Annotated in this window: 25 protein-coding genes and 1 pseudogene; 10 read left to right on the top strand and 16 right to left on the bottom strand. The window is 69.6% G+C overall.

From position 1 onward, the window contains the following. Positions 1-205: 205 nt before the first annotated feature. Together AB0O11_RS09850 and AB0O11_RS09845 are read right to left on the bottom strand one after the other, a co-directional pair. Positions 206-1351 (bottom strand): hypothetical protein, encoded by a 1146-nt coding sequence (locus tag AB0O11_RS09850; RefSeq protein WP_363383738.1) that lies wholly within the window; start codon positions 1349-1351, stop codon positions 206-208. Next, positions 1348-1779 (bottom strand): hypothetical protein, encoded by a 432-nt coding sequence (locus AB0O11_RS09845; RefSeq protein WP_363383737.1) that lies wholly within the window; start codon positions 1777-1779, stop codon positions 1348-1350. Before AB0O11_RS09845 ends, AB0O11_RS09850 begins: the two co-directional genes overlap by 4 nt. A 115-nt stretch (positions 1780-1894) precedes the next feature. Between AB0O11_RS09845 and AB0O11_RS09840 the strand changes: the two genes are divergently transcribed. Both AB0O11_RS09840 and AB0O11_RS09835 read left to right on the top strand, forming a co-directional pair. Further along, a complete protein-coding gene (locus AB0O11_RS09840) occupies positions 1895-2263 on the top strand; it encodes a hypothetical protein (protein WP_363383736.1) in 369 nt (122 codons plus the stop codon). 345 nt (positions 2264-2608) lie between these two features. After that, positions 2609-3802, top strand: coding sequence for a serine hydrolase domain-containing protein (locus tag AB0O11_RS09835; RefSeq protein WP_363383734.1), 1194 nt, complete (start codon positions 2609-2611; stop codon positions 3800-3802). A gap of 43 nt (positions 3803-3845) precedes the next feature. Here the strand turns inward: AB0O11_RS09835 and AB0O11_RS09830 are convergent, their stop codons facing one another. Further along, positions 3846-4250, bottom strand: a complete 405-nt coding sequence (locus AB0O11_RS09830; RefSeq protein ID WP_363383733.1) for a hypothetical protein — start codon at positions 4248-4250, stop codon at positions 3846-3848. Next, complete coding sequence (locus tag AB0O11_RS09825; protein ID WP_363383732.1) at positions 4220-4432, bottom strand: hypothetical protein; 213 nt, start codon at positions 4430-4432, stop codon at positions 4220-4222. The genes AB0O11_RS09830 and AB0O11_RS09825 overlap by 31 nt, the downstream gene beginning before the upstream one ends. 45 nt (positions 4433-4477) lie before the next feature. Between AB0O11_RS09825 and AB0O11_RS09820 the strand changes: the two genes are divergently transcribed. The 3 genes from AB0O11_RS09820 to AB0O11_RS09810 all read left to right on the top strand — a co-directional run bounded on the left by AB0O11_RS09820 (position 4478) and on the right by AB0O11_RS09810 (position 6151). Beyond that, a complete protein-coding gene (locus AB0O11_RS09820; RefSeq protein ID WP_363383731.1) occupies positions 4478-4954 on the top strand; it encodes a hypothetical protein in 477 nt (158 codons plus the stop codon). Between the two features lie 210 nt (positions 4955-5164). Next, complete coding sequence (locus AB0O11_RS09815) at positions 5165-5491, top strand: MazG-like family protein (RefSeq protein ID WP_363383729.1); 327 nt, start codon at positions 5165-5167, stop codon at positions 5489-5491. Between the two features lie 306 nt (positions 5492-5797). Continuing rightward, positions 5798-6151 (top strand): hypothetical protein, encoded by a 354-nt coding sequence (locus AB0O11_RS09810; protein WP_363383728.1) that lies wholly within the window; start codon positions 5798-5800, stop codon positions 6149-6151. 578 nt (positions 6152-6729) lie between these two features. Here the strand turns inward: AB0O11_RS09810 and AB0O11_RS09805 are convergent. The 4 genes from AB0O11_RS09805 to AB0O11_RS09790 form a co-directional block, all read right to left on the bottom strand. Continuing rightward, a complete protein-coding gene (locus tag AB0O11_RS09805; protein ID WP_363383727.1) occupies positions 6730-7389 on the bottom strand; it encodes a hypothetical protein in 660 nt (219 codons plus the stop codon). Between the two features lie 301 nt (positions 7390-7690). After that, positions 7691-8701, bottom strand: coding sequence for a tellurite resistance/C4-dicarboxylate transporter family protein (locus tag AB0O11_RS09800; protein WP_363383725.1), 1011 nt, complete (start codon positions 8699-8701; stop codon positions 7691-7693). Between the two features lie 519 nt (positions 8702-9220). Further along, on the bottom strand, positions 9221-10861 hold the full coding sequence (locus tag AB0O11_RS09795) for a molybdopterin-dependent oxidoreductase (protein WP_363383724.1): 1641 nt from the start codon (positions 10859-10861) through the stop codon (positions 9221-9223). A 364-nt stretch (positions 10862-11225) separates the two neighbouring features. Beyond that, complete coding sequence (locus AB0O11_RS09790) at positions 11226-12065, bottom strand: SDR family oxidoreductase (protein WP_363383723.1); 840 nt, start codon at positions 12063-12065, stop codon at positions 11226-11228. A gap of 331 nt (positions 12066-12396) precedes the next feature. On the opposite strand from AB0O11_RS09790, the gene AB0O11_RS09785 reads away from it, so the two are divergent. Next, the gene (locus AB0O11_RS09785) at positions 12397-14289 is read left to right on the top strand and encodes a glycoside hydrolase family 15 protein (protein WP_363383721.1); all 1893 of its coding nucleotides are present in this window, start codon (positions 12397-12399) and stop codon (positions 14287-14289) included. Positions 14290-14553: 264 nt separating this feature from the next. Here AB0O11_RS09785 and AB0O11_RS09780 read toward each other — a convergent pair. The 6 genes and pseudogenes from AB0O11_RS09780 to AB0O11_RS09755 all read right to left on the bottom strand — a co-directional run. Next, positions 14554-14826, bottom strand: a pseudogene (locus AB0O11_RS09780) (FAD-dependent monooxygenase); the annotation flags it as partial. A gap of 65 nt (positions 14827-14891) precedes the next feature. Then, on the bottom strand, positions 14892-15524 hold the full coding sequence (locus tag AB0O11_RS09775; protein WP_363383719.1) for a TetR family transcriptional regulator: 633 nt from the start codon (positions 15522-15524) through the stop codon (positions 14892-14894). A gap of 128 nt (positions 15525-15652) precedes the next feature. Beyond that, positions 15653-16099 (bottom strand): hypothetical protein, encoded by a 447-nt coding sequence (locus tag AB0O11_RS09770; protein ID WP_363383718.1) that lies wholly within the window; start codon positions 16097-16099, stop codon positions 15653-15655. A gap of 141 nt (positions 16100-16240) precedes the next feature. Then, complete coding sequence (locus AB0O11_RS09765) at positions 16241-17392, bottom strand: catalase family protein (protein ID WP_363383717.1); 1152 nt, start codon at positions 17390-17392, stop codon at positions 16241-16243. 66 nt (positions 17393-17458) lie between these two features. Next, entirely contained in the window at positions 17459-18727 is a 1269-nt protein-coding gene (locus AB0O11_RS09760; protein ID WP_363383716.1) for a Dyp-type peroxidase, read from the bottom strand. A 206-nt stretch (positions 18728-18933) separates the two neighbouring features. Next, a complete protein-coding gene (locus tag AB0O11_RS09755) occupies positions 18934-19587 on the bottom strand; it encodes a hypothetical protein (protein ID WP_363383998.1) in 654 nt (217 codons plus the stop codon). A 354-nt stretch (positions 19588-19941) separates the two neighbouring features. Between AB0O11_RS09755 and AB0O11_RS09750 the strand changes: the two genes are divergently transcribed. After that, positions 19942-20619, top strand: coding sequence for a GAP family protein (locus tag AB0O11_RS09750; RefSeq protein WP_363383715.1), 678 nt, complete (start codon positions 19942-19944; stop codon positions 20617-20619). Positions 20620-20916: 297 nt separating this feature from the next. Then, positions 20917-22041 carry a site-2 protease family protein gene (locus AB0O11_RS09745; RefSeq protein ID WP_363383713.1) on the top strand — a complete coding sequence of 375 codons (1125 nt, stop codon included), beginning with the start codon at positions 20917-20919 and terminating at the stop codon, positions 22039-22041. 57 nt (positions 22042-22098) lie between these two features. On the opposite strand, the gene AB0O11_RS09740 is transcribed toward AB0O11_RS09745, so the two are convergent. Continuing rightward, the gene (locus AB0O11_RS09740) at positions 22099-23091 is read right to left on the bottom strand and encodes a CapA family protein (RefSeq protein ID WP_363383711.1); all 993 of its coding nucleotides are present in this window, start codon (positions 23089-23091) and stop codon (positions 22099-22101) included. A 274-nt stretch (positions 23092-23365) separates the two neighbouring features. Here AB0O11_RS09740 and AB0O11_RS09735 point away from each other — a divergent pair, with 274 nt between their 5' ends. Then, positions 23366-23860: a universal stress protein gene (locus AB0O11_RS09735; protein WP_363383710.1), complete on the top strand. Its 495-nt coding sequence runs from the start codon at positions 23366-23368 to the stop codon at positions 23858-23860. Positions 23861-24090: 230 nt separating this feature from the next. On the opposite strand, the gene AB0O11_RS09730 is transcribed toward AB0O11_RS09735, so the two are convergent. Then, the gene (locus tag AB0O11_RS09730) at positions 24091-26358 is read right to left on the bottom strand and encodes a collagenase (protein ID WP_363383709.1); all 2268 of its coding nucleotides are present in this window, start codon (positions 26356-26358) and stop codon (positions 24091-24093) included. On the opposite strand from AB0O11_RS09730, the gene AB0O11_RS09725 reads away from it, so the two are divergent. Beyond that, a complete protein-coding gene (locus tag AB0O11_RS09725; protein WP_363383707.1) occupies positions 26351-26545 on the top strand; it encodes a hypothetical protein in 195 nt (64 codons plus the stop codon). The genes AB0O11_RS09730 and AB0O11_RS09725 overlap by 8 nt on opposite strands. Positions 26546-26757 lie beyond the last annotated feature (212 nt).

Below are 26757 nucleotides of genomic sequence, written 5' to 3'. Positions count from 1 at the left end.
CCCTGAACGACGCCGCCCTGCCTGGTCACCAACCATCGATCGCACCGGAATGCTCGCCACCCCGGAGGCCCACTGGGGAATAGCGCACGCATGGAACACTGTCTCTTCGCTGCCATGTTGCACGGCGAAACCCGACCTGTGACTGGAACGGCGAACCTATCGGGACACTTCCTTTGTGCAGAGGACCGCCAAGGTCTCGGCGCCGCTAGGGCCGGGAGGGATTGTCGAACTTCATCAGTGCCCCGGCCCACGTCCTCCAGGACCACTGGGTTGATGGGGAGAGCTTTCTGTAAAGGGCCTCGCGCACGGCTTCGTCGCAGCCGCTGAGGAGGAACCATGTCAGCGTGAGGTTGCTCCATGACATGGCCTTCCGGGCCTGCTCGGTGGAAAGCTGTGCAACAATCTCACTGCTCCTTGGGCTGGGGACTTTCAGCAGCAGCGCTCGCAGTCGATCGGCCGGCAGCTCCTCAAGGATCCGAGCGGCTCGCTTGACGGAAATTCCCCCAAGGTATTCCACGACCTTCTCGTCCGTAATTGTGTGCAGCGCTTTTTTGAACTCGTAGTCCCGCTGCTCCGAAACTTTTCTGCGAATGGCAGCGGCGCGCTGCGGTTGCAGCTGCGTGAGGAAATCCTGGGCCGACTGTTTCGGGTGGCTTTCCACGATCATTGCTGCCCGGCGTGCCGAAACGCGCCCCAGGAGCTCATTCCTCTTGGGTTTCGCCATGCCGGTCAGCAATTCCGCAGCCCTGGAGGGGGCGAGATGGTGAAGGAGGGAAGCGGCGTGGTTCACGGGCATATCGGAGAGAATTCCTCGCGCCCCGTTGACCGACATCTCTCCGAGCCAGACCGACGCCGACATCAGTCCGGCGGAAATCATCACCCGAACAGCTGTGTCTCTCTGCGCAGTCTCCAGAATGCGCCCAGGGCTGGGGAGGTGCGAAACAATGCGAGCTGCATCCGCCGGGCGAATCTTGGGCAGCGCAGCGGCAAGCTTCTCCGGTCTCACGTCCGTGGCGAGTGAGGGCAGGCTAGTCAAGGGAAGCACCGCCAACTGCGCCGCGACGGCCTCGTCGCTCATCAGGGCGAATACCTTGGCCCCCTGGCGCATACTCGGAAGACGCTTCGAGGCCGCGACGGGACTCATGGCCGAGAGTGCCACCGCGGCGTCATGCGGGTCCATGTTCTCCAGCGCGTCCACGGACTGAGAGAGCGGAATCATCTCCAGGTGCTGGGCCGGATTCGGCGAGTTGTGAATGTGCATCTGGCCCTGGGCGACCTGATAGACACGACCGTTTCCGGATGCGCTCGCCGTCATGCGCGCATTCCCGTCGAAGCGGTTGTCCGGGCTCATGACTCGGAGATGTTCAACGTGCCCTGGCCGATCTGGAAGTTCTTGCCGCGGCCGGAGACTGTGCTGCTCATGGTGACGGAACCGGTCCACGTCTGGCTGGCGGCGGGAGGCGCCGGGACCAGTTCCTCCTGCAGCAGGCGGCGGAGTTCGGCCGCGAGGCCGGGATCGGCTGCCAGCAGGCGTCGAAGCCTGCGTTGCCAGTCTGCGACGAGCTCCCCTTCCACGGTGTCGTCCCCGGCGGCCCGGGCAGCCAGCAACTCCTCGCGGGTTTCGACGAGATCGGCCTCGATCATCTCGACCGCTTCCGGGCGGGCTCGCCGCCACAGCGACCCGACGGACGACTTTGCCCGAGTCCACGCATCCGTGGCCAGCAGGGTCACCAGGGTCGTCCCTGCCGTGTTGGCCAGGGTGAGCAGTTCCGCGTCCATCGGTTCCCTTCGGGAAAAGAGCAGCGACATGGGGAAGTTAGCCTACCGCTGACGGACCGACAGATGTCCTTCTCTGAACCGCAGAGCTTCCGATTGAAGACGCACCGAGTACGGCATGGACGTCCGGGCCGGCAGTCGACCCCGGGCCGGACGCGGCCAGGGCGTGCGCTCGGCCCTACGCTCGGCGTTCACCACCGCCCTCGCCCGGTACTGCCTCAGGGAGGGCCTGCCCCATCCCGGGTTCGTCGTCCTCGACTCCCCCGTGGTCACCTACCGGAAACCGGTCGGCGAAGACGTCGACATCACCTCGAACGTCGTCGACCACTTCAACCAGGACATGCTGACCTTCCCGGGCCAGGCCATCGTCATCGAGAACGGCGATCCACCGAGCAGCGTGCTCTCCTCCGCCACGACGTACCGATTCACGGGCCCGGGCGGAGGCCGGCCCGGCTTCTTCCCGCCCTCCCCGACCGGCGAGGCATGAGTTTGACGTCCCACGTCGCTGTTCACTCGATCAGCCGAGGCCTCAGGGATCCATCAGGGGCGGCCTTCGACCTGAGGTGGAGTTCTACGGGCGGGAAGATGGGACCCGGGGCGGACATGCTCCGGACCCGGGGTGGACTCCTCGCATCTCGGCAATCTGACATCATATCAACTCTCTTTACAACAAAGGACGTTGAAATTCGTCGGTCGGTTTCGGGAGGACAGCATGGTAGGCGGGACAGCAGATCCGAGGCCTGGGAGGATCGGGTCGAAGGGTCGGCGGTGGCGGGGCCCGGCCAGGCGGTCGGCGGTCGTCGTGCTCGCCGGCGCGGGCCTGCTGGCCACCTTGGCTCCGGCAGCCGGCGCGACGGACGCCCCTGCGACGCCCTACCGGGTGGCGGCGGGCGAGGCGCGGAAGGCGGACGGGGCGGCCCTGGACGCGGCGGTCCGGGCCATGGTGCGGAAGGGTGGCGCATCGGCAACGCTGGCCCGTGTCCGGGAAAACGGCTCCACGGTCTGGAAGGGTGCGGCCGGCGTGGCCGACCTGGCCACCGGCGCCCCCGCCGATCCGGACGGCCGGTTCCGGATCGGCAGTGTCACCAAGACCTTCGTCGCGACGGTGGTCCTCCAGCTGGTCGTGGAACACCGGCTCGGCCTCGACGACTCCGTCGAGAGCCGCCTGCCGGGCGCGGTTCCGAACGGCGCCGGCATCACCGTGCGCCAACTGCTCAACCACACCAGCGGCATCCATGACTTCACCGAGGACCCGGCGTTCGACGCCGGCAACGAAGCGACGCTGCGGCAGTGGCTGGCGGGTGGGCGCTGGACGTCCTACCGACCGCAGCAGCTCGTGGACATCGCCAACAAGTACCCGCCGTACTTCGCCCCCGGACAGGGCTGGCACTACTCCAACACCAACTACGTGCTCGTCAGCATGATCATCGAGCGCCTCACCGGCCGCAGTTGGGCACAGGAGGTGGACCGCCGCATCATCCGACCGCTGGGCCTGACGGGCACCTCGATGCCCATCGACTCGCTCTTCATCCCCGGCCCGCACGCGCACGGCTACTACAAGCTCCCCACCGGCCCCGCCGACGTGACGCTGCTCAACCCGTCGATGGCATCCGCCGCCGGGGCGGGCATCTCCACCACCGCGGACCTCACCCGCTTCATCTCCGCCCTGCTCGGCGGGCAACTGCTCGGCCCGGCCGAACTCGCCGAGATGAAGAACACCAGCGGCCCGGGCGAGACCGTCGGGTACGGCCTCGGACTCCAGCGGATGACCACGCCCTGCGGCGAGTTCTGGGGACACGACGGCGGCATCCCCGGCTACAACACCCTGATGGTCGGCGAGGTCACCGGCAAGCGACAGTTCGCCACCTCGATCAACCGGTACGACCTGTCCGACCACGCCGCGATGCAGCGGACCTCCAACGACCTGTACTCCACGGGCACCTGCGGCGGCCGCCCGTCAGCTCCCCCGCCGTCGATCCTCCCGTCCGCCGCCGCGACACCGCGCTCCGCCGGACCGCTCACCTGATCCGAGCCCCGGACTCGGGGCGATGCCCACCGAGCTTTGGGAATCAGCGGCGGGAAGACGGACGGCGTTGGCCGGTCGTGGGCTGGGCCGATCCAGGTGGGGCGGTGCGTGGTGTGGTTCGTCGCGGCTTCGGGCTGGTCCAGGCGATGGTGGTCGGAGTCGTGTGCGACAGTGCAGGGTTGACGGGTAGGTCGGCGATGCGGCGGATGCGCCAGACCAGGACGTCGTCGCGGTTGCGGGCGGTGCCGAGTTCGCGCCAGAAGGTGGCCTCTTCCAGGAGGGCCCTCGGGTCGTGGCCGGCCTGCTCGGCTTCGGCGAGGACCGCGGCCAGGACATCGTGGTCGCGGTCCGGTCCTGACGGCTGCCGGTCGTCGCCGAGGATGGTACGGATGGTGGTGTCGTGGCGTCGGCGTTCGGCTACGGGAAGTGCGCGGCCTGCCCCGCGCATCGTGGCATCGGAGTGGCGGCGGCCTGCTGGGCATGGCCGCGGGCGGAGTGCCGGCGGGCGGCGGCCAGGGTGGCCAGGGTGGCCAGGATGAGGGTGGACAGGACCATGGCGGTGGCGCCGCCGTCCTCGCCCCGGCCGAGCGCGCTGCCAGCGCGGACAATGCGGCGGGCGGCGGAGCGCAAGGCGCGGATGGCGGCGGTCTCGGCGCGGCCTGGCCGTACGCCCGCATGATCGACCGGGACCGGATCGGCATGACCGGGCACTCCATCGGCGGCAACTCCGCAGCCAGTGCGATGGCCGCCGACCAGCGGATCCGCGCCGGGGTCAACATGGACGGCAAGTTCTTCGACCCGTTCCCCGTCGGCGGGCTGGGCGGACGGCCCTTCCTGATACTCGGCACCCAGTCCGTTCACAACCCCTCTGGCTCGGACACCAGTTGGAACGAGGCCTGGGCGCGAATGGACGGCTGGAAGCGCTGGCTGTCCGTGACCGGCTCCGACCACGGGAGCTTCACCGACGGTCCGCTCATCGGGGCTCGCGCGGGCCTGCCCGACCCCGAAACGACTCTCGCCCCACTGCGCGCCGAGAAGATCACCCGGGCCTACGTCGGCGCCTTCTTCGACCTGCAACTGAAGGGCATCCAGCAGCAGTTGCTCGACCGCCCGTCGGCGGCGTACCCGGAGGTCGTCTTCCAGCGGCCCTGACGGGGCCTTCGATCCTTTCCAGAGGATGTGTTCCTGCTGTTCCCGCCGCGCCCGAGACACCCGGACGGCCCCTCATGACAGCGCGGCTTCAGGAATCGACTGCCTCCCCGCCGACCGGGCACCGCGCCTGCGGCACATCGAAAAGACCCAGGCTCGCCGGGAACCGCCCGGCTTGATCGACCCATTCGAACAGAGGCAGGATCCTCCCCCATGGAAGAAACCTGGAATATCGTCAACTCCCTTGCGACAAGGCTCGATTCACACTTCGATCGCAACGACGAGCAGCGCTGGGCCGTACAGGCCCTCAAACTCCAGGAGGAGGCCGGAGAGGTCGCCGAGGCCGTCATCGGGGCGCTCGGCGCCAACCCCCGCAAAGGCCACTCGCACGACTGGGACGACGTGCGCAAGGAGACCTGCGACGTAGCCGTGTCCGCCCTGGTGATGCTCGCCCGGATGGGCGGCGACCCCCGCCGGTTCTTCGAAGAGCACCTCCGCTCGGTCGCCGCCCGAGACGCGCAGAACGGCACCCGGACCTGACATACCAGCCCACCGAAGGAAGAAGCCGGTCGAGCCCCGGCCGGCGCGCTGCCGCTGCCGATGTTCCCGGCCTCCCACGCTGCTCTCATCCTCTACCTGTCCGGGGGACGACCACGGCTACCGTGGACCCACCCACCCCACCGGACGGTGCGGCCGCATCCACACGGTGGCCACCGTCCCAGCTCGGCGGCCTCGCCCACCACCACGGCCTGACGCCAGACCAGCGCCATGTCCGCTGACCTGACGTGATAAAGGCGCTGTCGACCGGGGAATAGGCAAGAACCAGCCCCAACCAAGGGAGACGAGATGCCCTCACCATCCTGGAAGACAGACCCCGAGAACCATGACTTCCCGGCGGCCCTGGACTATCTGGAACTGGTGCTGGAGCCCGAAGCCGCCCAGCAAGCCGTGGAGAGGCTCAAGAGCACGCCCACCACGGTGAAGAAGGCGAAGGACATCCTTCGGGCGTCGGGCCTGCCGCTGCTGCCGAAGGAGAACGTGCACGTCGCCGAGAACATCGACAAGGTGCGGCAAGGCAAGAAGCTCTCCCCAGTCCTGCTGGTGCGCGGCCAGCCGCTCATCATCGCCGACGGCTACCACCGCGTGTGCGCCATCTACTACCTCAGTGAGGACCTCGAGGTCCCCAGCCGGCTCGCGTAGCCACCCACCGTCCCGGCCCCCGCGCCATCGGCCGGGGGCTTCTCGATGACAAGCGGTGGTCACGGAATGGTGTCCAGTAGACGGAGCGTCGGGCGTCGGGCCGGTGCCTTCCACACCCTCCGATGCAGTGAGCACCGGTGGATCCACACCCAGGCAAGCCGTCGTCGGCCGGCCGCCCCCACTCGGCGCTGCCCGCACAGCCTCAACGTCCTCGATCAACGTCCAGGACGACGACACAAGGCCAAAGCAGCCGATCTCCAAGGCCTCGGGCAGGCGGAACCGGACGGTGATTTCCGGCTTCGGCCCCTGTCCGGCCCTGGGGGCCGCACGGCGCTGTTCCCAGAAGAGCTGTGCGGAACCGGGTGGCTTTGATTGACCGGTCGGCACAGTGGAGGCGGCGACCTGCTATCAGGTTCCGCGTCGACACTCCCTCCCGCGCAGGGGGGCAACTCGCTCCGAGTACGGTCTTCCTTCCCGGTCCGGGACAGTCCCGCGCCGGCGCCGCAGGCGGCTCGGCGCGCTCCCGGGAAGTGGCGGGCCCGGGGCGCACCAGCGGTCGGCCACGCTCCCGGTGGCGCTCAGGTCGGCCGGCGGCGGAGCCTGACCAGTAGGATGTGGCCGCTGACGGCCAGGATCCAGGCCGGGAACACCAACTCGGACCACGGGATGCTGCGGGCGGCGAACAGCAGGAAGAGCCCGCTGAGGAAGCCCAGCCAGCACAGCCAGCGGGGAAAGATGCCGAGGCGCTGCCCGATCGTCGTGGTGGAGAGGGTGAAGACGGCGGCCATGCGGGTGATGTAGACGCTGACCAGGGCGAGGGCCAGGTGCTGCCCGAAGTACCAGAACTGGGGCTCGGTGGCGGCATGGGCAGAATCGGCCGTAGCCGCCAGACCGCTGGCCACCGAGGCGAGCACGAAGAGCATCGCGACGAACAGCAGCCCGCTGCCCAGGAAGATCGCGGCGAAGAACCTGTCCTCCGCCACCCCGACATAGTCCCGCATGGTGCCCATGAACCACAGGAAGAAGACGCCGGCGAACGGCACCAGCTCCAGCGCTGCGGTCAGGGCGGCCCGATGGGAGGGGCTCGCGAGCCAGGCGGCGCCCTTGACCGCGTCGGCGGGTAGCTGGCGGACCAGGACGATGACGGTAGCCAGGATCAACGCGCAGAGAATCCCCGCCACCGCCGCCGTGCGCGGCGTCTTCAACACCCGTTCCGCCGCCGCCTCGGTGGTTCGCATGGGGTTTCTCCTCCCGGGCATCGCCGATCCCCATCGTTCAGCGAGACACCGTGGCCCGCCATCCGGGTCGCCCGCCCAGGTGGCATCGCGCGGGTGGCGGCGACCGCGCCGCAGGCGTCATGGCCGAAGCACCACGCCCACTGCCGCGCCTCGCCGCGCGGTCCGGTCCGGCACGGCACGGCACGGCAATCTTCGGTGTCGCGCCAGTCCTCGGTGTGGTGTGGGACGAGCATGCCCGGCCCGGGCGTAACAGGCAGACGGTGAGCTCGCCGCGCCACACCTTGGGTGATCCGAGCGCTGCTCATGGCGCCGTTTCGGTGTGGCAGAGACTGCGTGTCAGTGCGGCGAGCATGGCCAGGAACACCACGGCCCACAATGCTGCTGCCAGCCATGTCTCGCCCGTCCCGAGCGTGGTGAGCCAGGAGACCTCGATTGCGTTTCCCAACTGCCGGGTCGCGACTCCGTACATGCCGACGGGGAAAACCATGCTCCACAGACTCGACGCGAAGCGCAGCGGAACATGCCGGGCCAGGTATCGCCAGACACCGAGTGCGATCAGCAACGGGATGAACCAGGTGGCGAAGGACCAGAGCACGAGGCAGAGCGCGGAGGTGACCTCAGCCGGCAGCAGGCGCTCGGCCGCCGGCAGTTGCAACAGAGCAGCACCCGCCAGCACGCTGATGGCGCCGGCGCCCATGAACACCCAGTAGGCGGGAATCAGCTCCTCCGGTGCCATCGGCCGCACGAGCATCCGGGACAGGACCAGCGGGGCCAGCAGAAGGTACTGAATCAGCCCGATAGCCCAGCACACCGAGGCGAGCTCGGGCAGGAAGCCATGGGCTGCGGGCGTCAGCCCATCGAGCGCGACCGCTGCGACGGCGACCGACTGGGTAGCGACCACCCAGAGGAACCAGGTGCCGTTCACCTGGTCCAGCGAGGGATGGCGTCGGACGGCTGCGACCAGCGCGAGCGGGATTCCGTAACCCAGCAGCAGCCAGCCCAGTACTCCGACCGTCAGCAGCACGGCAGCCGCCACCCGATGCCCGTCGGCCGCCAAGCGGTCGGCCAGGATGTCGGAGGCCGCGGCCGCGCTGAGGAACGCGAACCCGCGCGGCCCGACCGCATCCGCGAGCAGCCGTCGTCGCCAGCGCAGCAGGCGCCAGCCGTTGCCGAGCAGCAGGACCCCGTATCCGCTCAGGCCGATCACCAGCAGTGCTGCCGAGGCGCCGCTGGTGCCGTCGCGGTCGAGCGCACTGGACACGATGACGGTTGCCATCACGAACGCAAACGCCCCGGGATCCAGGTTTCGCACAGCTGTGCGCACGGCTCGCCGGAGGCGGCGCTGCGGGCGGAGGGCGGGCGTAACCAAGGCCGTTCAAACTCCGCCCGTGGACCTGACCCGGGCGCCGACCGTCCATTCGGCGAGGACGGCGAGCCGGCTGTGATCAGCACCCCGGGTCGCGCTGAGCGGTGTCGGACAGTCATGGGCGGCGAATTCGCGCTGCGAGCGCACTGCCCCAGGGCGACCGGACCGCCCCCCTTCGCACCGACAATGACGGCGGAACTCGTTGAGGCGGCGCGGCTCGCGGGCGTGCCGGCAGCACGGTCGCACAGCGGGGGCGACGTCGTGCAGCCCTTCGGCGCGGTTCGCCTCCGCCAGCGTTCGGCGAGGCCGGAATCGGGTCGCCAGGCTCCGGCTGTCGTCCCCGGACGTCCTTTCCTCATGGGTTCTGCGACAGGTCACGTTCGCCGGCATGGCACTGCTCCCGACGCGATGCCGTCCTCGCCGGAGCGCGCCGCAGGGGCGGCGGGCAATCCTGGCGATGGGCTGTCAGATAGGCATTCGGTAGCCGTAGAACTCATGGTCCTCGTTGTAGCCGCCCTGCCCCGCGCCGAGGTGGGAGAAGCTCTCGACGAACTCGATGGCCCGGATCCACTTGACCTGCTTGAAACCCAGCTCAAGCTCGTTACGCAGCCGGAGCGGAGCACCGTGTAGCTCATTGAGCGGTTCACCGTTCATCTCGTAGGCGAGGATGGTCAGGTGGTGCTGCATGTGCTCGATCTTGTGAGCGTCGTAGTAGACCCCGCCCTCGGCACCGGAGGCGAGGGAGTAGAACACCGCAAAACGCGCCTTCGGCGATGGTTGTACCAGCTTGAGGATCTCCCGCATCGGCACGCCGCCCCACTTGGCGACGCCTGACCAGCCCTGGATGCAGTAGTGCTGGGTGGTCTGCTCTTGTTTGGGCATCGCCTTCAGCTGCTCGTAGGACAGGGTGACGGGGTTGTCCACGAGTCCGTCGACGCGCAGACTGTAGTCGCGGAAGCCGTTGTCCCGCACGTCTGCGTATTCCTGACTGTCCGGCAGCGTGCCGTTGGGCCAGAAGAACGGCGAGATCGCCTTTTCGGGATAGGTTGCGCGCGGATCCGCATTCTCCAGCAGCGCCTTCGCCCAGCCGATGAGGAACCTGCCGGTCTTCTGCACCACCCGCGGATAGCGCAGCGTGAGCGGTGATGCGCCCCACCAGACGGCCACCACGATGGCCATCCAGATGACGTACAGCCACCATCCGGTCCAGGAGGCGGTGTTCATGCCGATGGTGATGTGGTTGAGGTTCTTGAGCAGCCCGGTGATCCAGACCATGACGGTGTGGATGAAGATGAACCCGACAAAAGTCACGAGCACCATGAAATGGACGATGCGGGCCGTCTGACGGTTGATCCGGCCCCAGCCCAGCCCGAACCTGGCGGCGATGGCCGGCGCCTGCAGCAGGCCGGTGATGAGCGCCAGTGGCCCGGCGATGAAGACCACGACGAAGTAGGCGATGATCTGCATGCCGTTGTACTGCGTCCAGCCCTTGTTCGCGGGGAAGTCCAGCGACCCGTACTGGATGGCAGTCGAGATGGCATTGGGGAAGACGCTCCAGCTCACCGGTACCAGCCGCGCCCACTGCCCCGTGGTGAACAGCAGCACGTAGAACGTCACGCCGGTAAGGATCCACAGGAAATCGCAGCTGAAGTGCCACCAGCGGGCGAGGCCGATCGAGTGCCGGATCCCCGGTAGGCCGAGCCAGCGAGGGAGGGTGACCGCGTCGTCCTTGGCCGTCCACGCACGCTCTGGCGGTTCCTGCGCCATCCGGTCGGGCGGCACCGGGCCGCGCAGCCGCAGTCGCTCCCGGCCGGGCATGCACCCGGCGTCTGTTTGCAGTCGTGGATGGTCGGCCAGGATCTGGATCCCGGCCCGGATGATGAACAGCATGAACAGCAGGTTCAGGAAGTGCAGGATGCGCAGCCACAACGGGAACCCGCTGGTGACCGGCGGCTGGAAGTCACCCGTCCCGGGATGACTGGCGAGCCAGCTCTGCACCGCCGAATAGGTACGCAACTGCTGACACACCGCGATCCAGACGATCAGCCCCGCGACACTGATCGGGATCAGCCAGGCGGTGCTGTACCAGCGCTTGCCGATGCGCACTTCCGGGATCCGCGCTCTGATCGGGGGGATACGCCGCGACCACTCCGCGACGACGACGCGGTCCTCGGCAGGGCTGAGCTCGTTCTCGAGGGGATCGGGGGCGCCGAGAGGGTCGGAACCCGATGCCGCACCACTTTCCGCGCGCGCCTCCTCCGCCCTGCCCCTTCTGTCTGGTTGACCCTCAGGTCGGCTCATGAGGACCTCGTCACTCCGAATAGCTGCGTGCAGATGTGTGCTCAGGCAGTGCCACCGCGAGCGGCATCAGGGTGATGTGGGCGGCGAGGGTGGGAGCCATCAGCCAGTTCCCGCCCGGGCAGGTACCGGGCCGGGGTCTGCGCCGGCAGGTTCTCCACATGCGCCGTGGTCAGCCGCCGGTGGCGAAGCCGGGGAAGAGTGTCATGCCGCCGTCCACGTACAGGGTGCTGCCCACCACGTAGTCCATGAAGTCCGAGGCCAGGACCGCGACGGCGTTGGCGATGTCCTCCGGGTCGCCCACCCGCCGGTAGGGGATCAGCCGCAGCAGGGCTTCCTCGGCTTCGGGGGTTTCCCAGGCGCTGCGGTTGATGGGGGTGCGGATCGCGCCGGGCGCCACCGCGTTGACCCTGATCCGGTGGGGTGCGAGCTCCTGGGCCAGGGTCTGCATCATCATCAGCACGCCGCCCTTGGAAGCCGCGTAGTTCACATGCCCGGCCCAGGGGATGATCTGGTGGACCGAGCTCATGCAGATGATCTTCCCTGCCGCGCAGGACACCTCGGGGACGACGCCACGGCGCATGAACTCCTTGGCCGCTTCGCGGGCGCACAGGAACTGCCCCGTCAGATTGACGTCCAGCACCTTGTGCCACTGCGCCAGGGTCATGCCGGTGACCGGCGCGTCCCGCTGCAACCCGGCGTTGGCCACCATGATGTCGACGGTGCCGAACTCTTCGACCACGCGCGCGATCATCGCGACGACCTGGTCCTCCTGGGAGACGTCTGCTTCGTGGGCGTAAGCGCGCACCCCGAAGCTCTGGATCTCCCGAACGACCTCCTCGGCGGCCTCCTTGCCGGCGACGTAGTTGACCACGACATCGGCGCCGAACCGGCCCAGAGCAATGGCGGTGGCCTTGCCGATGCCGGAGTTCGCGCCGGTCACCAGCGCTTTCTGCCCCTTCAGCAGCGGCACGGCAGCGAGTGGCCGGGTTTCGCCGGCGGTGGTTGCCACGAGTGGGTCTCCGTCTCTGTCCGCCGCCCGGGACCGCCCCGGGAGGCAAGCGGCTCCCGGGAGCACCCAGTAACCCGACCTGGCGCACGCCGGTGGCCGCAGAGGACTGGAACAGCACCGCGTGCGCGGTGGTCCAGGCTCATGAACCCCACCCTGGGGTGCGGCGGCAGACCTCGCACGCGGAGCGCGCCCGTACGGTGGTTGCGCCGGGGCTCGCGGCGAGCCGCGCCCCCGCCAGAAATACGGACCACGCCCAAGAGGTGACTCCGAGTACTCGTCTCGGCACCGTTCTCGGTGTGCGATTAGCCCAAAAGGGTCACATATTGGAGATATGGAACGCTACCCTCCCATTGCCGACCATGGACTGGTCGGGGACCTGCAGACGGCCGCTCTGGTCTCGGACCACGGCGTCGTCGACTGGTTCGCGGCCCCGCGGTTCGACTCGCCGAGCGTCTTCGCCGCGTTGCTCGACCATGATCGCGGTGGCCGGTTCCGGCTTGCGCCCGAAGACAGCGGTGAGGGTACGTGGCGCCAGCTCTACTACCCGGGCAGCGCGCTGCTGGTGACCCGATTCATGTCACCCGACGGGGTCGGGGAGATCATCGACGGGATGGTCCCCGACCCCTCAAGCCGGGCCACCGACCGGCACACCCTCGTCCGGGTCGCCCGGGCAGTACGCGGCACCGTGCGCTTCACCCTCGAATGCCGGCCGCGCTTCGACTACGCCCGCGCCGAGCACACCCTCGACCTGGGAGCCGACGGGGCAGCCTTCCACAGCCCCCAGCTCACCGCCCACCTGCGCAGCACCTTCCCGTTGCAGCGCGACGGCCGGGACGTCCGCGGCGAGGTGACGCTGCGCGAGGGGCAGGTCGCCGGAACACTGTTCACCGTCTGCCACGCAGGCGGCCCCGCTCCGCCGCAGCCGACCGCGGACGAGCTCGCCCGCGAGCTCTGGGGGATGGTCGGCTTCTGGCACCGCTGGCTGGTCAGCTCCCGGTACCGCGGCCGGTGGCCGGGCATGGTGCACCGCTCCGCCATCACCCTGAAACTGCTCACCTACGCCCCCACCGGCGCCCCCGTCGCGGCGGCGACCATGGGCCTGCCCGAGCAGGTCGGCGGCGAGCGCAACTGGGACTACCGCTACACCTGGATCCGGGACGGCGCGCTGTCCGTGCGAGCCCTCGTCGACCTCGGCTTCGTCGAGGAGGCGGTCGCGTTCGTTCGCTGGCTCAGCCACCGGCTGCACGAGCAGGACGGCCCCGGCAGTGAGCCCCTGCAGACCATGTACCGGGTCGACGGCGACCCCCGGCTGACCGAGGAGATCCTCGACCACTTCGAGGGCTACCGCGGTTCCTCCCCCGTGCGAGCCGGCAACGCCGCCGCCGACCAGCTGCAGCTGGACATCTACGGGGAGGCCCTCTACGCCCTGGCAGAGAGCCGTCAGTTGGGCATGCACGTGGGCTACGAAGGATGGACGGCACTCGCCCGGACCCTCGACTGGCTCGCCGACTCCTGGGACCGCCCGGACGAAGGCATCTGGGAGACCCGTGGCGGACGCCAGGACTTCACCTACAGCCGGGTGATGTGCTGGGCCGCCTTTGACAGCGGGCTGCGCCTGGCCGACGAATGGCGTCGCCCGGCCGACGTCCAACGCTGGACCGCGGCCCGCGACGCCATCCTCGCCCAGGTCATGGAGCGCGGCTGGAGCAAGGCCGAGCAGGCCCTGGTGCAGCACTACGACGGCGACGTGCTCGACGCCTCCCTGCTGCTCATCCCCCGGGTGGGCTTCCTGCCGGCGCTCGGCCCGGGCTGGCTGTCCACCCTGGACGCCATCGACCGCAAGCTGGTCTCCGACAGCCTCGTCTACCGCTACGACCCGGCCGCCTCACCAGACGGCCTGCGCGGCTCGGAAGGCACCTTCAGTCTGTGCACCTTCCTGTACGTCGACGCGCTCGCCCGGACCGGTCGGCTCGACCAGGCCCGGTACACCTTCGAGAAGATGCACACCTACGCCAACCACGTCGGCCTGTTCGCGGAGGAGATCGGCCCGGACGGTTCCCAACTGGGCAACTTCCCCCAGGCCTTCACCCACCTCTCACTCATCATGGCCGCCTCCACCCTCGACGACGCCCTCGACCGCCGCCGGCAGCACGGCGGCGGGCCGGAGCACGAGGTACCGGTCTCATGGCTCACCGGACAGGATCCGGCGACCCGCCCACTCTGAGCGCCGCGGACTTCCGCCTCCTGTACGGCCACCTGGAGGCCGCACGTGCCGGTGGACCGGAGCGCGGCGCCCTGGACACGATCACCCCGCAGCAGGTGCTCACCGCCGCTGCGGAAGTCCGCTCCGGACACGCCGTCTCCTTGGCCGCTCCGGTGCAGACGGCTCCGGCGCCCGGTGATCCGGACCCGGCTCGGCACCGGCTCACCGCCCCGGTCGACAGCGAGCCGCCCGGTGACGGGCTCCGCTTGCTACTCAGCCCGGACTGGCGTCCAGCAGGCCGAGGTCGAGGCCCATGGCAGCGAACATGAAGTACGCGGAGTTCGGCTGCGGAGGCTCCGGACTGCCGCTGAGCGGCTCGTACAGGCCGCGGTGGTCGACCAGCCGCACCACCTGGCCCAGCAGGCCGTTGGCCTTGGGTTCGGTGCTGGGCTGCGGGAGCTGCTCCAGCACGATCGGGCGGATGCCGGCCAGACTCAGTTCGCAGGCCAGCATCAGCCCGTTGGGGCCGCCTCCCACGATGATCACGTCGGCTGTCACGGTCACGTCTCCTTGGCGCGAACGGGAAAGGGTGGCACCGGAAGCGGGTTGGTCGCCGCTCTGCGCTACGGGACGGGCAGGCCGGCCGCGAGCTGCTCGAAGACCTGGGCCAGCACCGCGCCGAGCTGCACGGGATCGTCGGCGCGCAGGCTGCGCTCGACGGCCACTGCGCTGCCGGCCGCGACCACGGCCGCGACCAGCTCCGGGTAGACGTCGCGTTCGATGTCGGTCCCGGTACGCTGCGCAATGGCCTTGGCCAACTCCTGCTGGGCGGCGGCGTTGGCCTTGACGATCTCACCGGACAGCGCGGGTTCGGTCAGCATCAGCCGCACCCCCTCACGCCAACGCTCGTTCTGCGAAGCGGAGTTGTCCGGCGGTACGAACTGTCCCAGGACGGCGTGGAGCAGCGAGTCCCACAGTCCTTCGCCGGCCGGGCGGGCGAGCAGGTCGTCGGCGACTCGGAGCATCCGCTCCAGGTGACTGGCGGCGATCGCCTCGGCCTTGCCGGCGAAGTAGTTGCGGAAGGTACGAACCGAGACGTTGGCCTCGGCGGCGATCTGATCGACCGTCACGTTGTCCCAGCCACGCAGGACGCAGAGCCGGATCGCCGCCTGACTCAGCGCGACCCGCGTCTCCCGCTTCTTGCGCTCGCGGAGTCCGGGCTGTCCGGTCGTACGGGCCTCGCCTTCAGGTGCCATGCAAGCAGCATAGGGCCAACGTTGCCGCCACGGCAAGATTTCCAGAATGGCAATTTCTTCGGGGCTGCCCGCCCGCCGGGCCGTGATGACGCCGTGCTCGCTCCCGGCAACTCGCCAGGGGTGAGCCGTCAGGAGCCTGCGTTGCCGGCGTGGTTCAGGTCCGCGCGGGTCCGCAGGAACTTGAGATACTTGGGGTCGTCCTCTTCGAAGATTTCGGGTCCGCCGCCCATGTAGGCCCTGATCAGCTCATCCGCGGCCTGATCGTGGTCGCCCAGCTCGAAGGTGGTCTGGCCCAATCGAAGGTGGATGTACGGATTGCCGAGCCCTTCGGGGCACTGAAGGGCGTTGTGGAAACACTTGTACGCCCTGTCGTGAACACCGCGCCGGAAGTGCACGTCCCCGATCGCGACGTAGATCCAGGTCGAGGCCGCCCATCCACGGGGGTCGCCCGGCAGCAACCGCAGGGCTTCGACATAGCGCTGCCCGGCCTCGACGAACTCTCCCATCCCGGCGAGGGCATCACCCTCCTGACACAGGTCCCTGATCTCGGCATGGACCTCATCCGGCAGTTGCATGGTCGTCCCTGTCGTTGATCGGCTTCGCGCAAATGGGCTCCTGCGAAGCCTAGGTGACGCCGGCTGGCCGGTTTCGTCGGGGGCGTTGATCAGATGGACGGCGCGCCGTCCCGGGCGAGGGACGACGCACGGTGTGGACGGTCAGCGGTCCCGGAACTCCGGCGGGCGCGCCGGGCCGAGCACCTCGTCAGCACTTCGGGGCTCCGTGCGCGGCTGCTGGTTGAGTCTGTGGCGCACGATGGAGGAGTGCCGGTAGACCTCTTTGCGGGCCCGCATGATGTTGCCCAGGGGTGCGTGCTCGGCGGTGACCCGCCAGGGCGTGAAGGACAGTGAGTCCATTTTCTCCAGGTTCTCCGGGCCTGAGATGTCCTGCTGCGGCAGGCGCAGCCTGGCGACGGTGACGGACGGCGAGAGCTTCTCGGGCCACTCCACGGTGGTGTCCTCCACCGGCATGCGCTCAAGGTCGGTGCAGAGCTGGACCTGGATGTCGAAGGCGTAGGGCCGCTCCTGCAGTTCGGCCTGTAGGGCCGGTCGGAAGACCTCCGCCGCCGAGGTCGGGTCGATGTCGCGCCGGACCACCGCGGCGGCGGAGGACGGGTCGGGGGTGATCCGTACCTTGGCGACGTAGTCCCCGTGCCGGACCGCGCCCATCGTCCAGTAGCTCGACAGCAGTACGTTCGCCCGAGGGATCCTGGACAGACGCAGGAAGGCCAGGAACTCGTCCCACGCCCAGTTGTCCTGGTCCAGTGTCCCCTTTCCGGTCACGAACTCGGTGAAGAAACGATGTGCTCCGGGTCGGCCCTGGGAGAAGTAGGCCGGTGCGTCCAGGAACAGTTCCTGGATGAACAGGTAGTGCTCGACCGTGTTGCAGAAGAAGACCGGTCCGTTGATGTTGGCGTAGTCGAAGGTGCCCGTGTCCGGTTCGTCCTCCAACAGGGTCGGGCCCGGGATGTCGAACATCTTCAGTGCCAGTCCGGTGGCGGCGCCCAGTCGTGCGTCGGCTCCGGCGTGGGGCGAGCCGTTGGAGAAACGGATGAGCGCGTCGTGGGTTCCCGGGGTCGCGTAGATGCCCTGCGCGTACTCGGGGGGCAGCCCGTCCAGGATCTCCACTTCCCCTCGGACCAGCCCGTAGCCCTTGGCATGGGCGTCGCGAAGGGCCCGTCCGGTGCCGCCGGCCTCGGCCGACCCGGCGATGTAGTGCTCGGTCCTTTCGATCACCGTCCGCAGGTTCTCGTCGAAGTGCGGATCGTCGTCTTCGATGTCCGGTGTGTAGCGGACGAACTGCGCTGCCATGACTTTCGCCCTCTCCTCTCGGAGACCGTGATTGCACCTCGGGAGCCTGGAATCGCCGAATCGCCCTCAGCCCTCCAGTTCCGCGAGCCAGCGCAAAGCGCGCAGTCCCGGCACGAAGCAGTACTCACCACCGCGGGTGACCACGAAGCTGGGAAGGTTCTGCAGACGACGCCGGACCGGCTTCTCCGGGATGGTGACGCTGCCCGTTCCGCCGTGGTGCCCGGCCACCGGGTCCTTCTCGCCGGGGTAGCCGATGAAGTTTCCGTCGTTGACCCATTCGGCCTTGATGAACTCGAACTGCCGCTCCAGATGGGCCCCGAGGAAGACTCCGACCAGGCCGCGGTCGGCGCCGTCGTCCTCCAGCACGCCCTCCGGGAGCGGCGGGCCGTAGGTGGTGCCGCGGCGGATGAGGCGGTGCATCCGGGCGTCACCGATGATGGTGGCATCGCGGGGGTTGGTACGCCGGATGTGCGCACCGGCGGGGCACCGGTACCCCCGGTCGTCGTTCTCCCGGTACAGGAAGTTGTTGACGCGGTGCGGATCGGCCGCCAGCTCCGGATCGTCGTGCTCCGGCGTCAGCGTCAGCGGCGCCCCGCTCGGCCAGCGCCCGACCATCTTCGCCGCCAGGAGGGCCTCTTCCTCGGCGCTGGAGCTGTTCGCGCGGAGGTACCGGCGCCAGGCCGCCACGTTGGTGTGGACCTTGCGCACGGCCGCGTAGGTGCCGTTGCGCCCCAGCACATCGGGGCTGGGCATGGGCGGCAGACTGCCGGTTTCGTCCGGGTAGCCGAGGATGAACTCGCCGGCCTTGATCGGGACTTCCTGCGGGTTGGAGCCGGGCAGTCCGACACCCTCGATGTTCGGATGGCTGATGCCGTCACGGAACCCGAAGGTGGTGCGGCCGGTCGGAAGCTGGCGGACCTCCTGCTGCCAGATCACCTGGACACCGGGCGTGTCCTCGTAGGCGACACGGGCCCGCTCCAGCTCCTTGTCCAGCTGCGCCGCCTCGGAGGAGAGGGCACTCAACGCGATGTGGACATCGCCCGTTCCGAACGGTGCCTCCCAGTGGGCCGGCGCGCTGTCGCCCACGTCGCCGATCAGCTCCGCCCGAGCGGCCATGCCCTCACGGAACGCCTGCGGAAAGCTGTCCAGCGACTCCTGTGGCACCCCCAGGGCCCTCAGCCCCTGGTAGGTGAAGGCCACGGCGACCCAGGCATCCCGGCGCTGTTCCGCGCTGGGCAGGCCACCCGAGGTCACCGGGAGCAGCCGTCGCAGCAGGGCGCGTCCGGCGTGCCGGTCATCGACGCGCAGGAAGACGTACTTTCCCTGATACGGCACGGGGCGTGGACGCAGGGCCCCGCTCTGGACGTCATCGATATCGATCTCGACGCTCGTACCGGCCGCGCTGCTGCTGTCCGCCGAATTCATGATCGCTTGTGCCTCCGCATCGGTCTCTGTCCGGACATCCCCGCAATGGCGACCCTCACCAGCCGACGCGCTCCACCGACGGTGGGCCGGCTCTGAGGGTTGGTTGCGCCCGGGCTCTAGGCCGAGGCTTCCTCCAACAGCTTCTGGAAGGCAGGCGTGGCCATCAACTCCGCGTTGGCCGGGTTCTCCAGCGCCGCCCGGAACTCGGGGGTGTCCAGTACTTCCTGGAACGCGTCGTCCACGCGCTGGTCCTTGTAGATCTGCTGAACGGTCAGGTCGGGATAGGCGCTGACGAACACCCCGGCGGGCTCCTGGTGGGCGACGAACCAGTCCTTCACCCCGGGATCCTTGACACCGGGGAACCCTTCGCTGTGCGAGAAGACCTTGTCGAAGCGGTCCCCGACCACCGTCTTGGCGAAATCGTCGATGTAGGTGTCCCAGGAGCCGTCGAAGACGCTGGCGAACATGAACCGGGTGTCGTTGTCGAAGATCACATGTCGTGCGTCATGCAGGGTGCCGATCTGGCGCACCGCCGCGTGAGTCCTCTCGGCAGCCGCCGTGTCGGCCATCGCGGCGAGATCCTCGCGCAACGCATCCGCATGGCCCGGCTTGATCTCGGTGAAGACGGTGAACTCGCTGCAGACCCCGTCCGACCTGCCTGGCCGCTCGGGGCGCGCGGACTGGGCTGCATCTCTCGTCGCAGTCATCGTGAAACTCTCCTGCCACGGATCGGAGCGAGGGTCGCCGAGCACCCGGACATGGGGCGCCATCGCCCTCACGTGTCAATCCTCATCGCGGATGCGCTGCCTCGCACCTTCAAACCCTGATCGACGCTTTCACCGGATTCCCGGGAGACCCCGGCCCTGGCGAGTGTCCGTCCGATCACCTCCACCAGGGGCCCTCACGTCCCGAGAAGCCATGAGGACAGATCCGGCGAGGCGCAGGAAGATGGAAGCGGTGGGACGTGCCGAGCATGCCGCCGTCGCCATTTCGGGCAGCCACCTCCGCACAGCCGTGAAGACAATGGCGCAGCCGATCACAGAACAACCCGTTGCATCGCACGGACGATCGGATCACCCGCTTCCCGTGAGCCCGTTCCACCGGATCGCCATCCGGAGGCAACCATGGGCGCAGTTCTCGGTGACGTGCTGGGTTTCGCGGCGGCCGTCGCGGTCAGTCCGCTCCCGATCATCGCCGTCATCCTCATACTCGCCACGCCCCGAGGACGTCTGAACGGCGTCCTCTTCACCGTCGGCTGGATCCTGGGGCTCACGGCACTGGGCGCGGTGATGCTGGCGATCGCTTCCCCGGCAGGCGCCTCCGCCCACGAGCACCCGGCTGCCTGGGTGGGAGCGCTCAAGCTCGCTCTGGGCGTGTTCCTCGTCCTCTTCGGTACTCGGCAGTGGCGCCGACGCCCGAGGGATCCCTCGCAGGCCCGGCTGCCGAAGTGGATGGGCGCGATCGACCGCCTCGCGCCGGTCAAGGTTTTCGCACTCGGACTGGCCTTCTCCGCGCTCAACGCCAAGAACGCACCGCTGACCATCGCCGCGGGCGCCACGATCGGCTCGGCAGGACTGCCGGTCGGGCAGCAGATCGCGTCGCTGGCGATCTTCGTCGTGATCGCCACCCTCGGCCTGCTGGCCCCGCTGGCAGTCTTCCTCCTCGGCGGAGAGCGAGCCAAGACCGTGCTCGGTGAATGGAAGGAGTGGGCAGCCCGGCACAACGTCGCCGTGATGGCCGTCCTGTTCTTCGTTCTCGGGCTGAAGCTGCTCGGAGACGGCATCTCCGTCCTCGTCTCCTGACAGGCTCACGCGTGTGCCGGTGCGGTCCGATCACAGCACGCGCCTTCGGGGGCCGACCGGGAGCCGAGGGGCCCGATCCGCCGGCCCGTCGGCAAAAGTCCCATCGCTGGCACGGAGTGGGCCCATCGGACCATGACGGACGGTCCCCCTGAGCGCACGATGGAAGCAGCGACCGGCACCTCGAAGGCGGCGAGGATCGCGCAGTCCCCGTCGCCGCACCCGGGACGAGGCGGCTGCGGCCCGGCCGCGCGGGCGGAGCACGGGACCGGCCGGCAGTGATCCGGAGGAGGTGTCGGGATGCGCGGGTCCGCATCGCTGGGGAGGATCCTCGGCATACCGCTGCGGATCCACTGGAGCGCACCCGTCCTGGTCCTCTTCTTCGGCATCAGTCTCGCCGGGCAGACGCTCCCCTCGTTGGTTCCCGGCCGCTCCGGCACCAGCTACGGCCTCGCCGGCCTGGTCGGGGCGCTGCTGCTCACCGTGAGCCTGCTCCTGCACGAGACGGCCCACGCCGTCACCGCACGGCGGGCCGGGATCCGGGTGGACGACATGACGGTCTTCGCGTTGGGCGGCGTCACCCGGATGGGCCGGGCTCCGAGCCCCGGCCGCCAGTTCGCCGTCGCCGGGATCGGGCCGCTCACCAGCCTGGTCCTCGGCGGCTTCTTCCTGGGCGCCGGACTCGGCGTCGAGCACACCCTCCACTGGGATCTGCCGGCCGCGGTGCTGCTGTGGACCGCCTGGGCCAACCTGCTGCTCGGGGTGTTCAACCTGCTGCCCGCCGCTCCCCTGGACGGCGGACGGCTCCTGCAATCGGTGGTCTGGTGGCGCCGGGGCGACCAGGAACAGGCCGAACGCGTCGCCGGACGGGCCGGCCAGGCGGGCGGCCTGCTGCTCTGTGCCGTCGGCTGGTTCGAGTTCCTCCGGGGCGGCGGGGCCGGGCTCTGGCTCCTGCTCGTCGGGTTCTTCATCTGGTCGTCCGCCCAGGCAGAGGTCCGCCGCGCCGTGCTGGTGGCCGCCCTGCGCGGTACCCGGATCGGCCAGGTCATGACGTCGCCGGTCATCACCGGGCCCGACTGGTTCACCCTGGACCGCTTCCTCGCCGAACCCGCCGCCCACACCGGACTCCCGGTGGTCCCTCTGGTCGACGTCGCCGGTCGTCCGAGCGGCCTGCTCGACCTGCGCCGGCTCGCGGCCGTCCCGCCCGCGCGCCGGGCCGAGCTGCGGGCCCGCGACCTGGCCACCCCGCTGCCGGCGTGCCTGGTCGCCGCGCCCGGGGACGACCTCATCGAGGTTCTGGACCGCGCGAGCGCCCCGCCGCCGATCCTCGTCCTGGACGACGGCCGGGTCGTCGGCCTGGTCACCACGGAGGATCTCGACCGGATCACCCGCGCCCGGCAGCCGAGGGCCACGCGCGGAGGCTGAGCCCGACCACACCGCGCGGCCGGGCCGACCGAACGGGCCTGACCGCCACCGCCGCCCTCAGCTCCAGTCGACCGTCAGCCGCCCGTCCCGTTCGCCCACCTCGGTGCCGAACTCGGCGCAAGCGGTGGCGAACCGTTCGCGGATCCACTCCCACTCCTCGCCGCGGGCGACGCGGGTGCGGCAGAACTCCAGGGCCAGCGGCAGTGCCTCCAGTCGGACCGGCGCCAGGTCCGCACCGTCCGGCCCGTCCAGCCTGTCCAGCGTCACCAGGAAGAGCAGCCCGAGGTCGTTGCGCAGCACCGGGTCGACCGCGTAGTCGTCGATGAAGTCGCCCAGGTCGTACAGGACGCGGCCGGCGACGCCGTGGAAGACGTGGGCGGAGTGTCCGGCGACCAGCGTCGCCCCGGCGGCCAGCAGCCGCGGGGCCGCCGCGCGCACGTGCGACGGCGGCCCGGGCGTCATGTTGGGGCCCCAGTGCGGGGTGACCAGCACCGCGTCGGCCTCCCGCGCGGCCCGGGCCACCAGGACGGTCAACCAGTCGGGCACGCCCGTCCACAGGTCGGCCCAGGCCACCCCGGGACGCCCCGCCCCGGCCGCGTATTCCCTCGGATGGTCGGTGACCCCGACCACCGCCAGCCGCACCCCGCAGGCCTCCAGCACGGCGAAGTCCCGCGCCGCCGACACGTCCCGCCCCGCGCCGACCGCGCGGACGCCGGCTTGCTCCAGCAGGTCACAGGAATCGACGAGTGCCTCGAAGCCGTAGTCCAGGGCGTGGTTGTTGGCCAGTGTCACGCAGTCCACCCCCAGTTCCGCGAGGACGGCGGCGGCCGACGGCGGGGCGCGGAAGAAGAACGGCTTGTCCGGATCCGGCCACCGCTCCCCGCGGCCGGAGACGCAGCACTCCAGGTTGAGCACGACGAGGTCGGCCGACGCCAGTGCCTGCCGCACCTCCGGGGAGAACAGCGTCCCCGGTGTCGGCGAGCGCCGCAGTTCCTCGGCGACTCCACGCCCGAGCATCGTGTCGCCGGCCAGCGCCACCGTGAGCGTCATCGTCCGCGGCCTCCTCGATTCGTGCGTCCCCGGAGCGCGGAACGCGCCTCGTCCCTCCAGACTCGGCCCGTACTCCGTCGCGGGCAACCTCCTTCCCGGGACGCAACCGTGTGCGGCAGTTCACGGGGCGGGGACGGACATGCCGCCGCGCCGTTGCCGGAGGATCATGAAAGCGGCGGACACACCGGTACCCGCGCCTCCCCGGAGCCGCGGAATCCGCCGGATCCGCTGAGCCGGGCAGCCCGCTGCCAGGCCTCACCTCCTGGAGGTCCCCGTGAACCACTCTCCCGCGTCAGGTCCCACCGGTCCGATCGTCGTCGGTACGGACGGCTCGGAGCCCGCCCGCAGGGCCGTGCTCTTCGCTCTTCGCGAGGCACAGCTACGAGGGGTCGGCGTGCGGGCCGTCTGTGCCTTCGGCGGCCGGCACCCCGATCCGCCGGACAGGGCCATGACGGGCTGGAACCGCCCGAGCGGTGGGCCGGCGCCGCATCTGCACGACGCCGTCGCCCGCGAGGTGACGGACCTGGTCGAGGAACTGCGACAGCAGGTCGGCGAACCGTACGTGGAGGTCGAGGTGCGCTGTGAGCACGGCCGGCCCGCTCAGGTCCTACTGGAGGAGAGCGAGGACGCCTGCCTGCTCGTGGTGGGCACCCGCGGCGCCAGCCGCTGGGGCCGGCTCGCACTCGGCTCGACCAGCACCGAGATCGTCCACCACGCCCACCTCCCCGTCGTCGTCGTACCGCCCGAGCCGAGGGCCGCAACCGGGTGAACCCCTGCACTCGCCGTGCCTGCCATCGACCCGGTGACCCGCCCCGGAGCCGCCCGGCATCCCGTTGAGGACTCGCGGGCGAGTGCGCTGACCTGCGGAGGCACACACCCGGGAGGTACCCGGTGCGTGCTTTCGGCCAGGGCGCGGGGCACTCCGGCCCGGTCATGGCCGCCCCGGCCCTCGCACGCCGTGGGGTGCGAGGACCAGGGCGTCGGTGGACGCCGTGCCGGTCAGTACCGGGTCGTGACGGTGACGCCGCTGAAGGCGGTCTTGCCGTAGAGGCTGATGTAGCGGTAGCCGGCCGTGGTGTTGGTGACGGTGAGGGTCTGGGCCGTGCCGTTGGTGGTGGAGGAGGCGGTGTACGAGGTGTTGGAGGCCCAGCCGTCGGAGTTGTAGTAGAGATAGGCGGTGCCGGTGCCGCCGGTGGTGGAGACCGTCAGGGTGGTGGTCCCGGCCGGCAGGAGGATGTACATCATGTCCACACCGCCGGCGGCAGCCGCGCGGTCGGTGCGGTAGCAGTTGTAGTCCAGGGCCCGGGTGTCACTGCCGGCGCACGGGGCGGGTGCGGCCGGGGCGGTGACGGTGACGGGCTTGGTCGCGGTGGAGGTCTTGCCGTTGCTGTCGGTGACGGTCAGCGTGACGGTGTAGGTGCCGGGAGCGCTGTACGACTTCGACGGGGAGGCCGCGGTTCCGGTGGTGCCGTCGCCGAAGTTCCAGGCCCAGGCGGTGATGCTGCCCTTGCCGTCGGTCTCGGTGGAGCGGTCGGTCAGCTGGACGTTCAGGTCCCGGACGGAGGCGTCGAAGGCCGCCTTGGGAGTGCCCGCGCTCAGGCAGGTGTCGGCGGCGCAGGTGTCCAGCCAGGAGGTGAAGCCGGCGTCGTAGCGCGTGCCGATGGAGTTGTAGTAGGCGTAGCCGCGGGCGTAGTCGCCCGTGCGGAAGTAGTAGAGCATCGTCTGGATGACGCTGGGGTAGCGCTCGAACATGTGCCGGACGGCGAGGTAGCCCCACGGGTAGGTGCGGTTGAGGTCGCTGTTGAGGTAGGTGCTCTGGAACAGGGTGCTCAGCGCGTAGGTGTGCTTGGGCGCCTGGGCCACGGCCATGGTGTCGGTGACGCCGCGGTAGGTGTAGGAGACGTACTCGGCGACGCCCTCGATCCACCACAGGTCGGGGACGCTGGTCTGCTGGTTGAAGTCGCCCTTCATGTCGTAGCGGGCGTCCAGGGCGTGGGCGTACTCGTGGTTGAGGTTCCAGATCCGGGCGGTGAAGCCGTTCTCTTTCGGGTGCCGGTACATGATCGAGACGGGCTGGTTGGCCGGGTCGGTCGGGATCCCGGTCAGGGTGATCCCGCCGTTGTTGGTGTTGGCGCCGTAGATCGCCCCGGCGTAGGTCTGGTAGTCGGCCTGACTGGCGAACACCACGATCTGCACGGAGGACTCGTACTGGCCGGGGATGGGGCCGTTGTCACGGACCAGGTTGTGGAAGAACGCGTCCTCGCCCTTGAGGTTGGCGCAGACCGCGTCGAGGTCGGCCGCGGTCAGGTCCTGCGCCAGGATGGTGCGGGAGGCGTCGCAGGTCCGGCTGATCGGCAGCGCGGCCTTGGTCAGCCGCTGGGTCAGGTCGCAGACGCCGTAGTAGGAGCACTGGCCCTGGTCGAAGTAGCCGGCCACGTTGGCGGCGCCGACCCACAGCCGGGCGGTCGGGCCGGTCATCGACGAGGCGTCGAGCAGCCCCTTGATCAGCGGGCGGACCTTGCCCTGGAGGGCCGGGTACTTGACGTAGCGGGACAGCTCGACGCCGGCGTTGCCCTCCAGGTACCCGCGGTCGGTGCCCATCAGGTCGAGGTGGTTGCGGGTGAACGCGTCGAGGGTGTCGAGGATGCTCGGGTCCGCGACGACGGCCGCGCCGTATTCGGGGTTCTGGTGGCCCCGGTCCAGCGGGGTGAAGACGCTGTTGACCAGGTTGAGCAGGTTCTTGGAGGCGTCGTACGAGCTGTTGTAGCCGTTCAGCACCTGCTGGTACGTCTTCAGGTACCGGCCCTGCACGTTGGCGCTGTCGGTGAGGATGATGACGTCGGCCGCGACCGGGGCATTGGCGTCCGTGGCGTCCGCGAAGTGCGGGCCGGCCACGAACGCGTCGATGCCGCGCGTGACGGCGGCGGTCAGCGTGGCGTCGAAGGGAGGCACGTGCGTGGGGTCGTTGGACTGCACGTAGTAGCCGGCACGCAGGAACAGGACCAACTGCCAAACACCCGTGGAGTTGTCGCCGGGGTACGTGACGGCGGCGTTCCGGAAGGCGTCGGCCACGGTGGCCATCTGGCTCTGCCGGAACACCGCGGTGGCGTCCGTGCTGCCGCCGGCATAGAAGAGCTTGGCGACGCACTCGGGCGTCGAGGCCGTGATGAAGGAGACCAGCGCCGTCCCGGTCCGACCGCTGAAGTCGCCCGGAGTGCAGGACGCGGCGGCGGCCGGTGCCGCGGTCAGGGTACGAGGCGTGGCCACGGGCGATGCCCCGCCGGTGGAATCCGGCCGGCTCGGCGGACTGGACGGCGGCAGCTGGGCGGCCGTGAGCCGACGGGCCTGGGGCGCGGCGGGGCTCGCGGGGTCCGTGGTGGTAATGCCGCTCACCGCCGGCGGACCGCCGGACGTCTGGTGCGGGCTCGAAGCGGCCGGCGCGGGGACGGCCTGAGCGAGGGCGGGGGCAGGGGCTGCCTGGCTCGGTCCCGCGGATATGCCAAGCAGGACGGTGCCTGCCGCGGCGACTGCGGCCAGCAGCCTGGGCATGCGTGAGAGCGGACGCATCGTCATTCCTTTGTGGGGGAAGCGCACATGAACGCACCACGGACGTGGGGAAGACGTGGAGGCGTCCGGAGTGCGTGACGCACCGTCTCATACGACCGC

It is taken from the genome of Kitasatospora sp. NPDC093102 (genome assembly GCF_040683915.1).
Taxonomy (GTDB): Bacteria; Actinomycetota; Actinomycetes; order Streptomycetales; family Streptomycetaceae; genus Kitasatospora.
This window is presented reverse-complemented; position numbering and strand designations above follow the sequence as displayed.

Bases quoted from the DNA above. Each gene is read 5' to 3' on its own strand.
- AB0O11_RS09765 (WP_363383717.1), bottom strand. From the start codon at position 17,392: ATGGCAGCGCAGTTCGTCCGCTACACACCGGACATCGAAGACGACGAT.
- AB0O11_RS09845 (WP_363383737.1), bottom strand. From the start codon at position 1,779: ATGGACGCGGAACTGCTCACCCTGGCCAACACGGCAGGGACGACCCTG.
- AB0O11_RS09805 (WP_363383727.1), bottom strand. From the start codon at position 7,389: ATGCGAACCACCGAGGCGGCGGCGGAACGGGTGTTGAAGACGCCGCGC.
- AB0O11_RS09815 (WP_363383729.1), top strand. From the start codon at position 5,165: ATGGAAGAAACCTGGAATATCGTCAACTCCCTTGCGACAAGGCTCGAT.
- AB0O11_RS09745 (WP_363383713.1), top strand. From the start codon at position 20,917: ATGCGCGGGTCCGCATCGCTGGGGAGGATCCTCGGCATACCGCTGCGG.
- AB0O11_RS09785 (WP_363383721.1), top strand. From the start codon at position 12,397: ATGGAACGCTACCCTCCCATTGCCGACCATGGACTGGTCGGGGACCTG.
- AB0O11_RS09810 (WP_363383728.1), top strand. From the start codon at position 5,798: ATGCCCTCACCATCCTGGAAGACAGACCCCGAGAACCATGACTTCCCG.
- AB0O11_RS09820 (WP_363383731.1), top strand. From the start codon at position 4,478: ATGATCGACCGGGACCGGATCGGCATGACCGGGCACTCCATCGGCGGC.
- AB0O11_RS09770 (WP_363383718.1), bottom strand. From the start codon at position 16,099: ATGCAACTGCCGGATGAGGTCCATGCCGAGATCAGGGACCTGTGTCAG.
- AB0O11_RS09755 (WP_363383998.1), bottom strand. From the start codon at position 19,587: ATGGCGCCCCATGTCCGGGTGCTCGGCGACCCTCGCTCCGATCCGTGG.
- AB0O11_RS09850 (WP_363383738.1), bottom strand. From the start codon at position 1,351: ATGAGCCCGGACAACCGCTTCGACGGGAATGCGCGCATGACGGCGAGC.
- AB0O11_RS09840 (WP_363383736.1), top strand. From the start codon at position 1,895: ATGGACGTCCGGGCCGGCAGTCGACCCCGGGCCGGACGCGGCCAGGGC.
- AB0O11_RS09740 (WP_363383711.1), bottom strand. From the start codon at position 23,091: ATGACGCTCACGGTGGCGCTGGCCGGCGACACGATGCTCGGGCGTGGA.
- AB0O11_RS09830 (WP_363383733.1), bottom strand. From the start codon at position 4,250: ATGCGCGGGGCAGGCCGCGCACTTCCCGTAGCCGAACGCCGACGCCAC.
- AB0O11_RS09750 (WP_363383715.1), top strand. From the start codon at position 19,942: ATGGGCGCAGTTCTCGGTGACGTGCTGGGTTTCGCGGCGGCCGTCGCG.
- AB0O11_RS09775 (WP_363383719.1), bottom strand. From the start codon at position 15,524: ATGGCACCTGAAGGCGAGGCCCGTACGACCGGACAGCCCGGACTCCGC.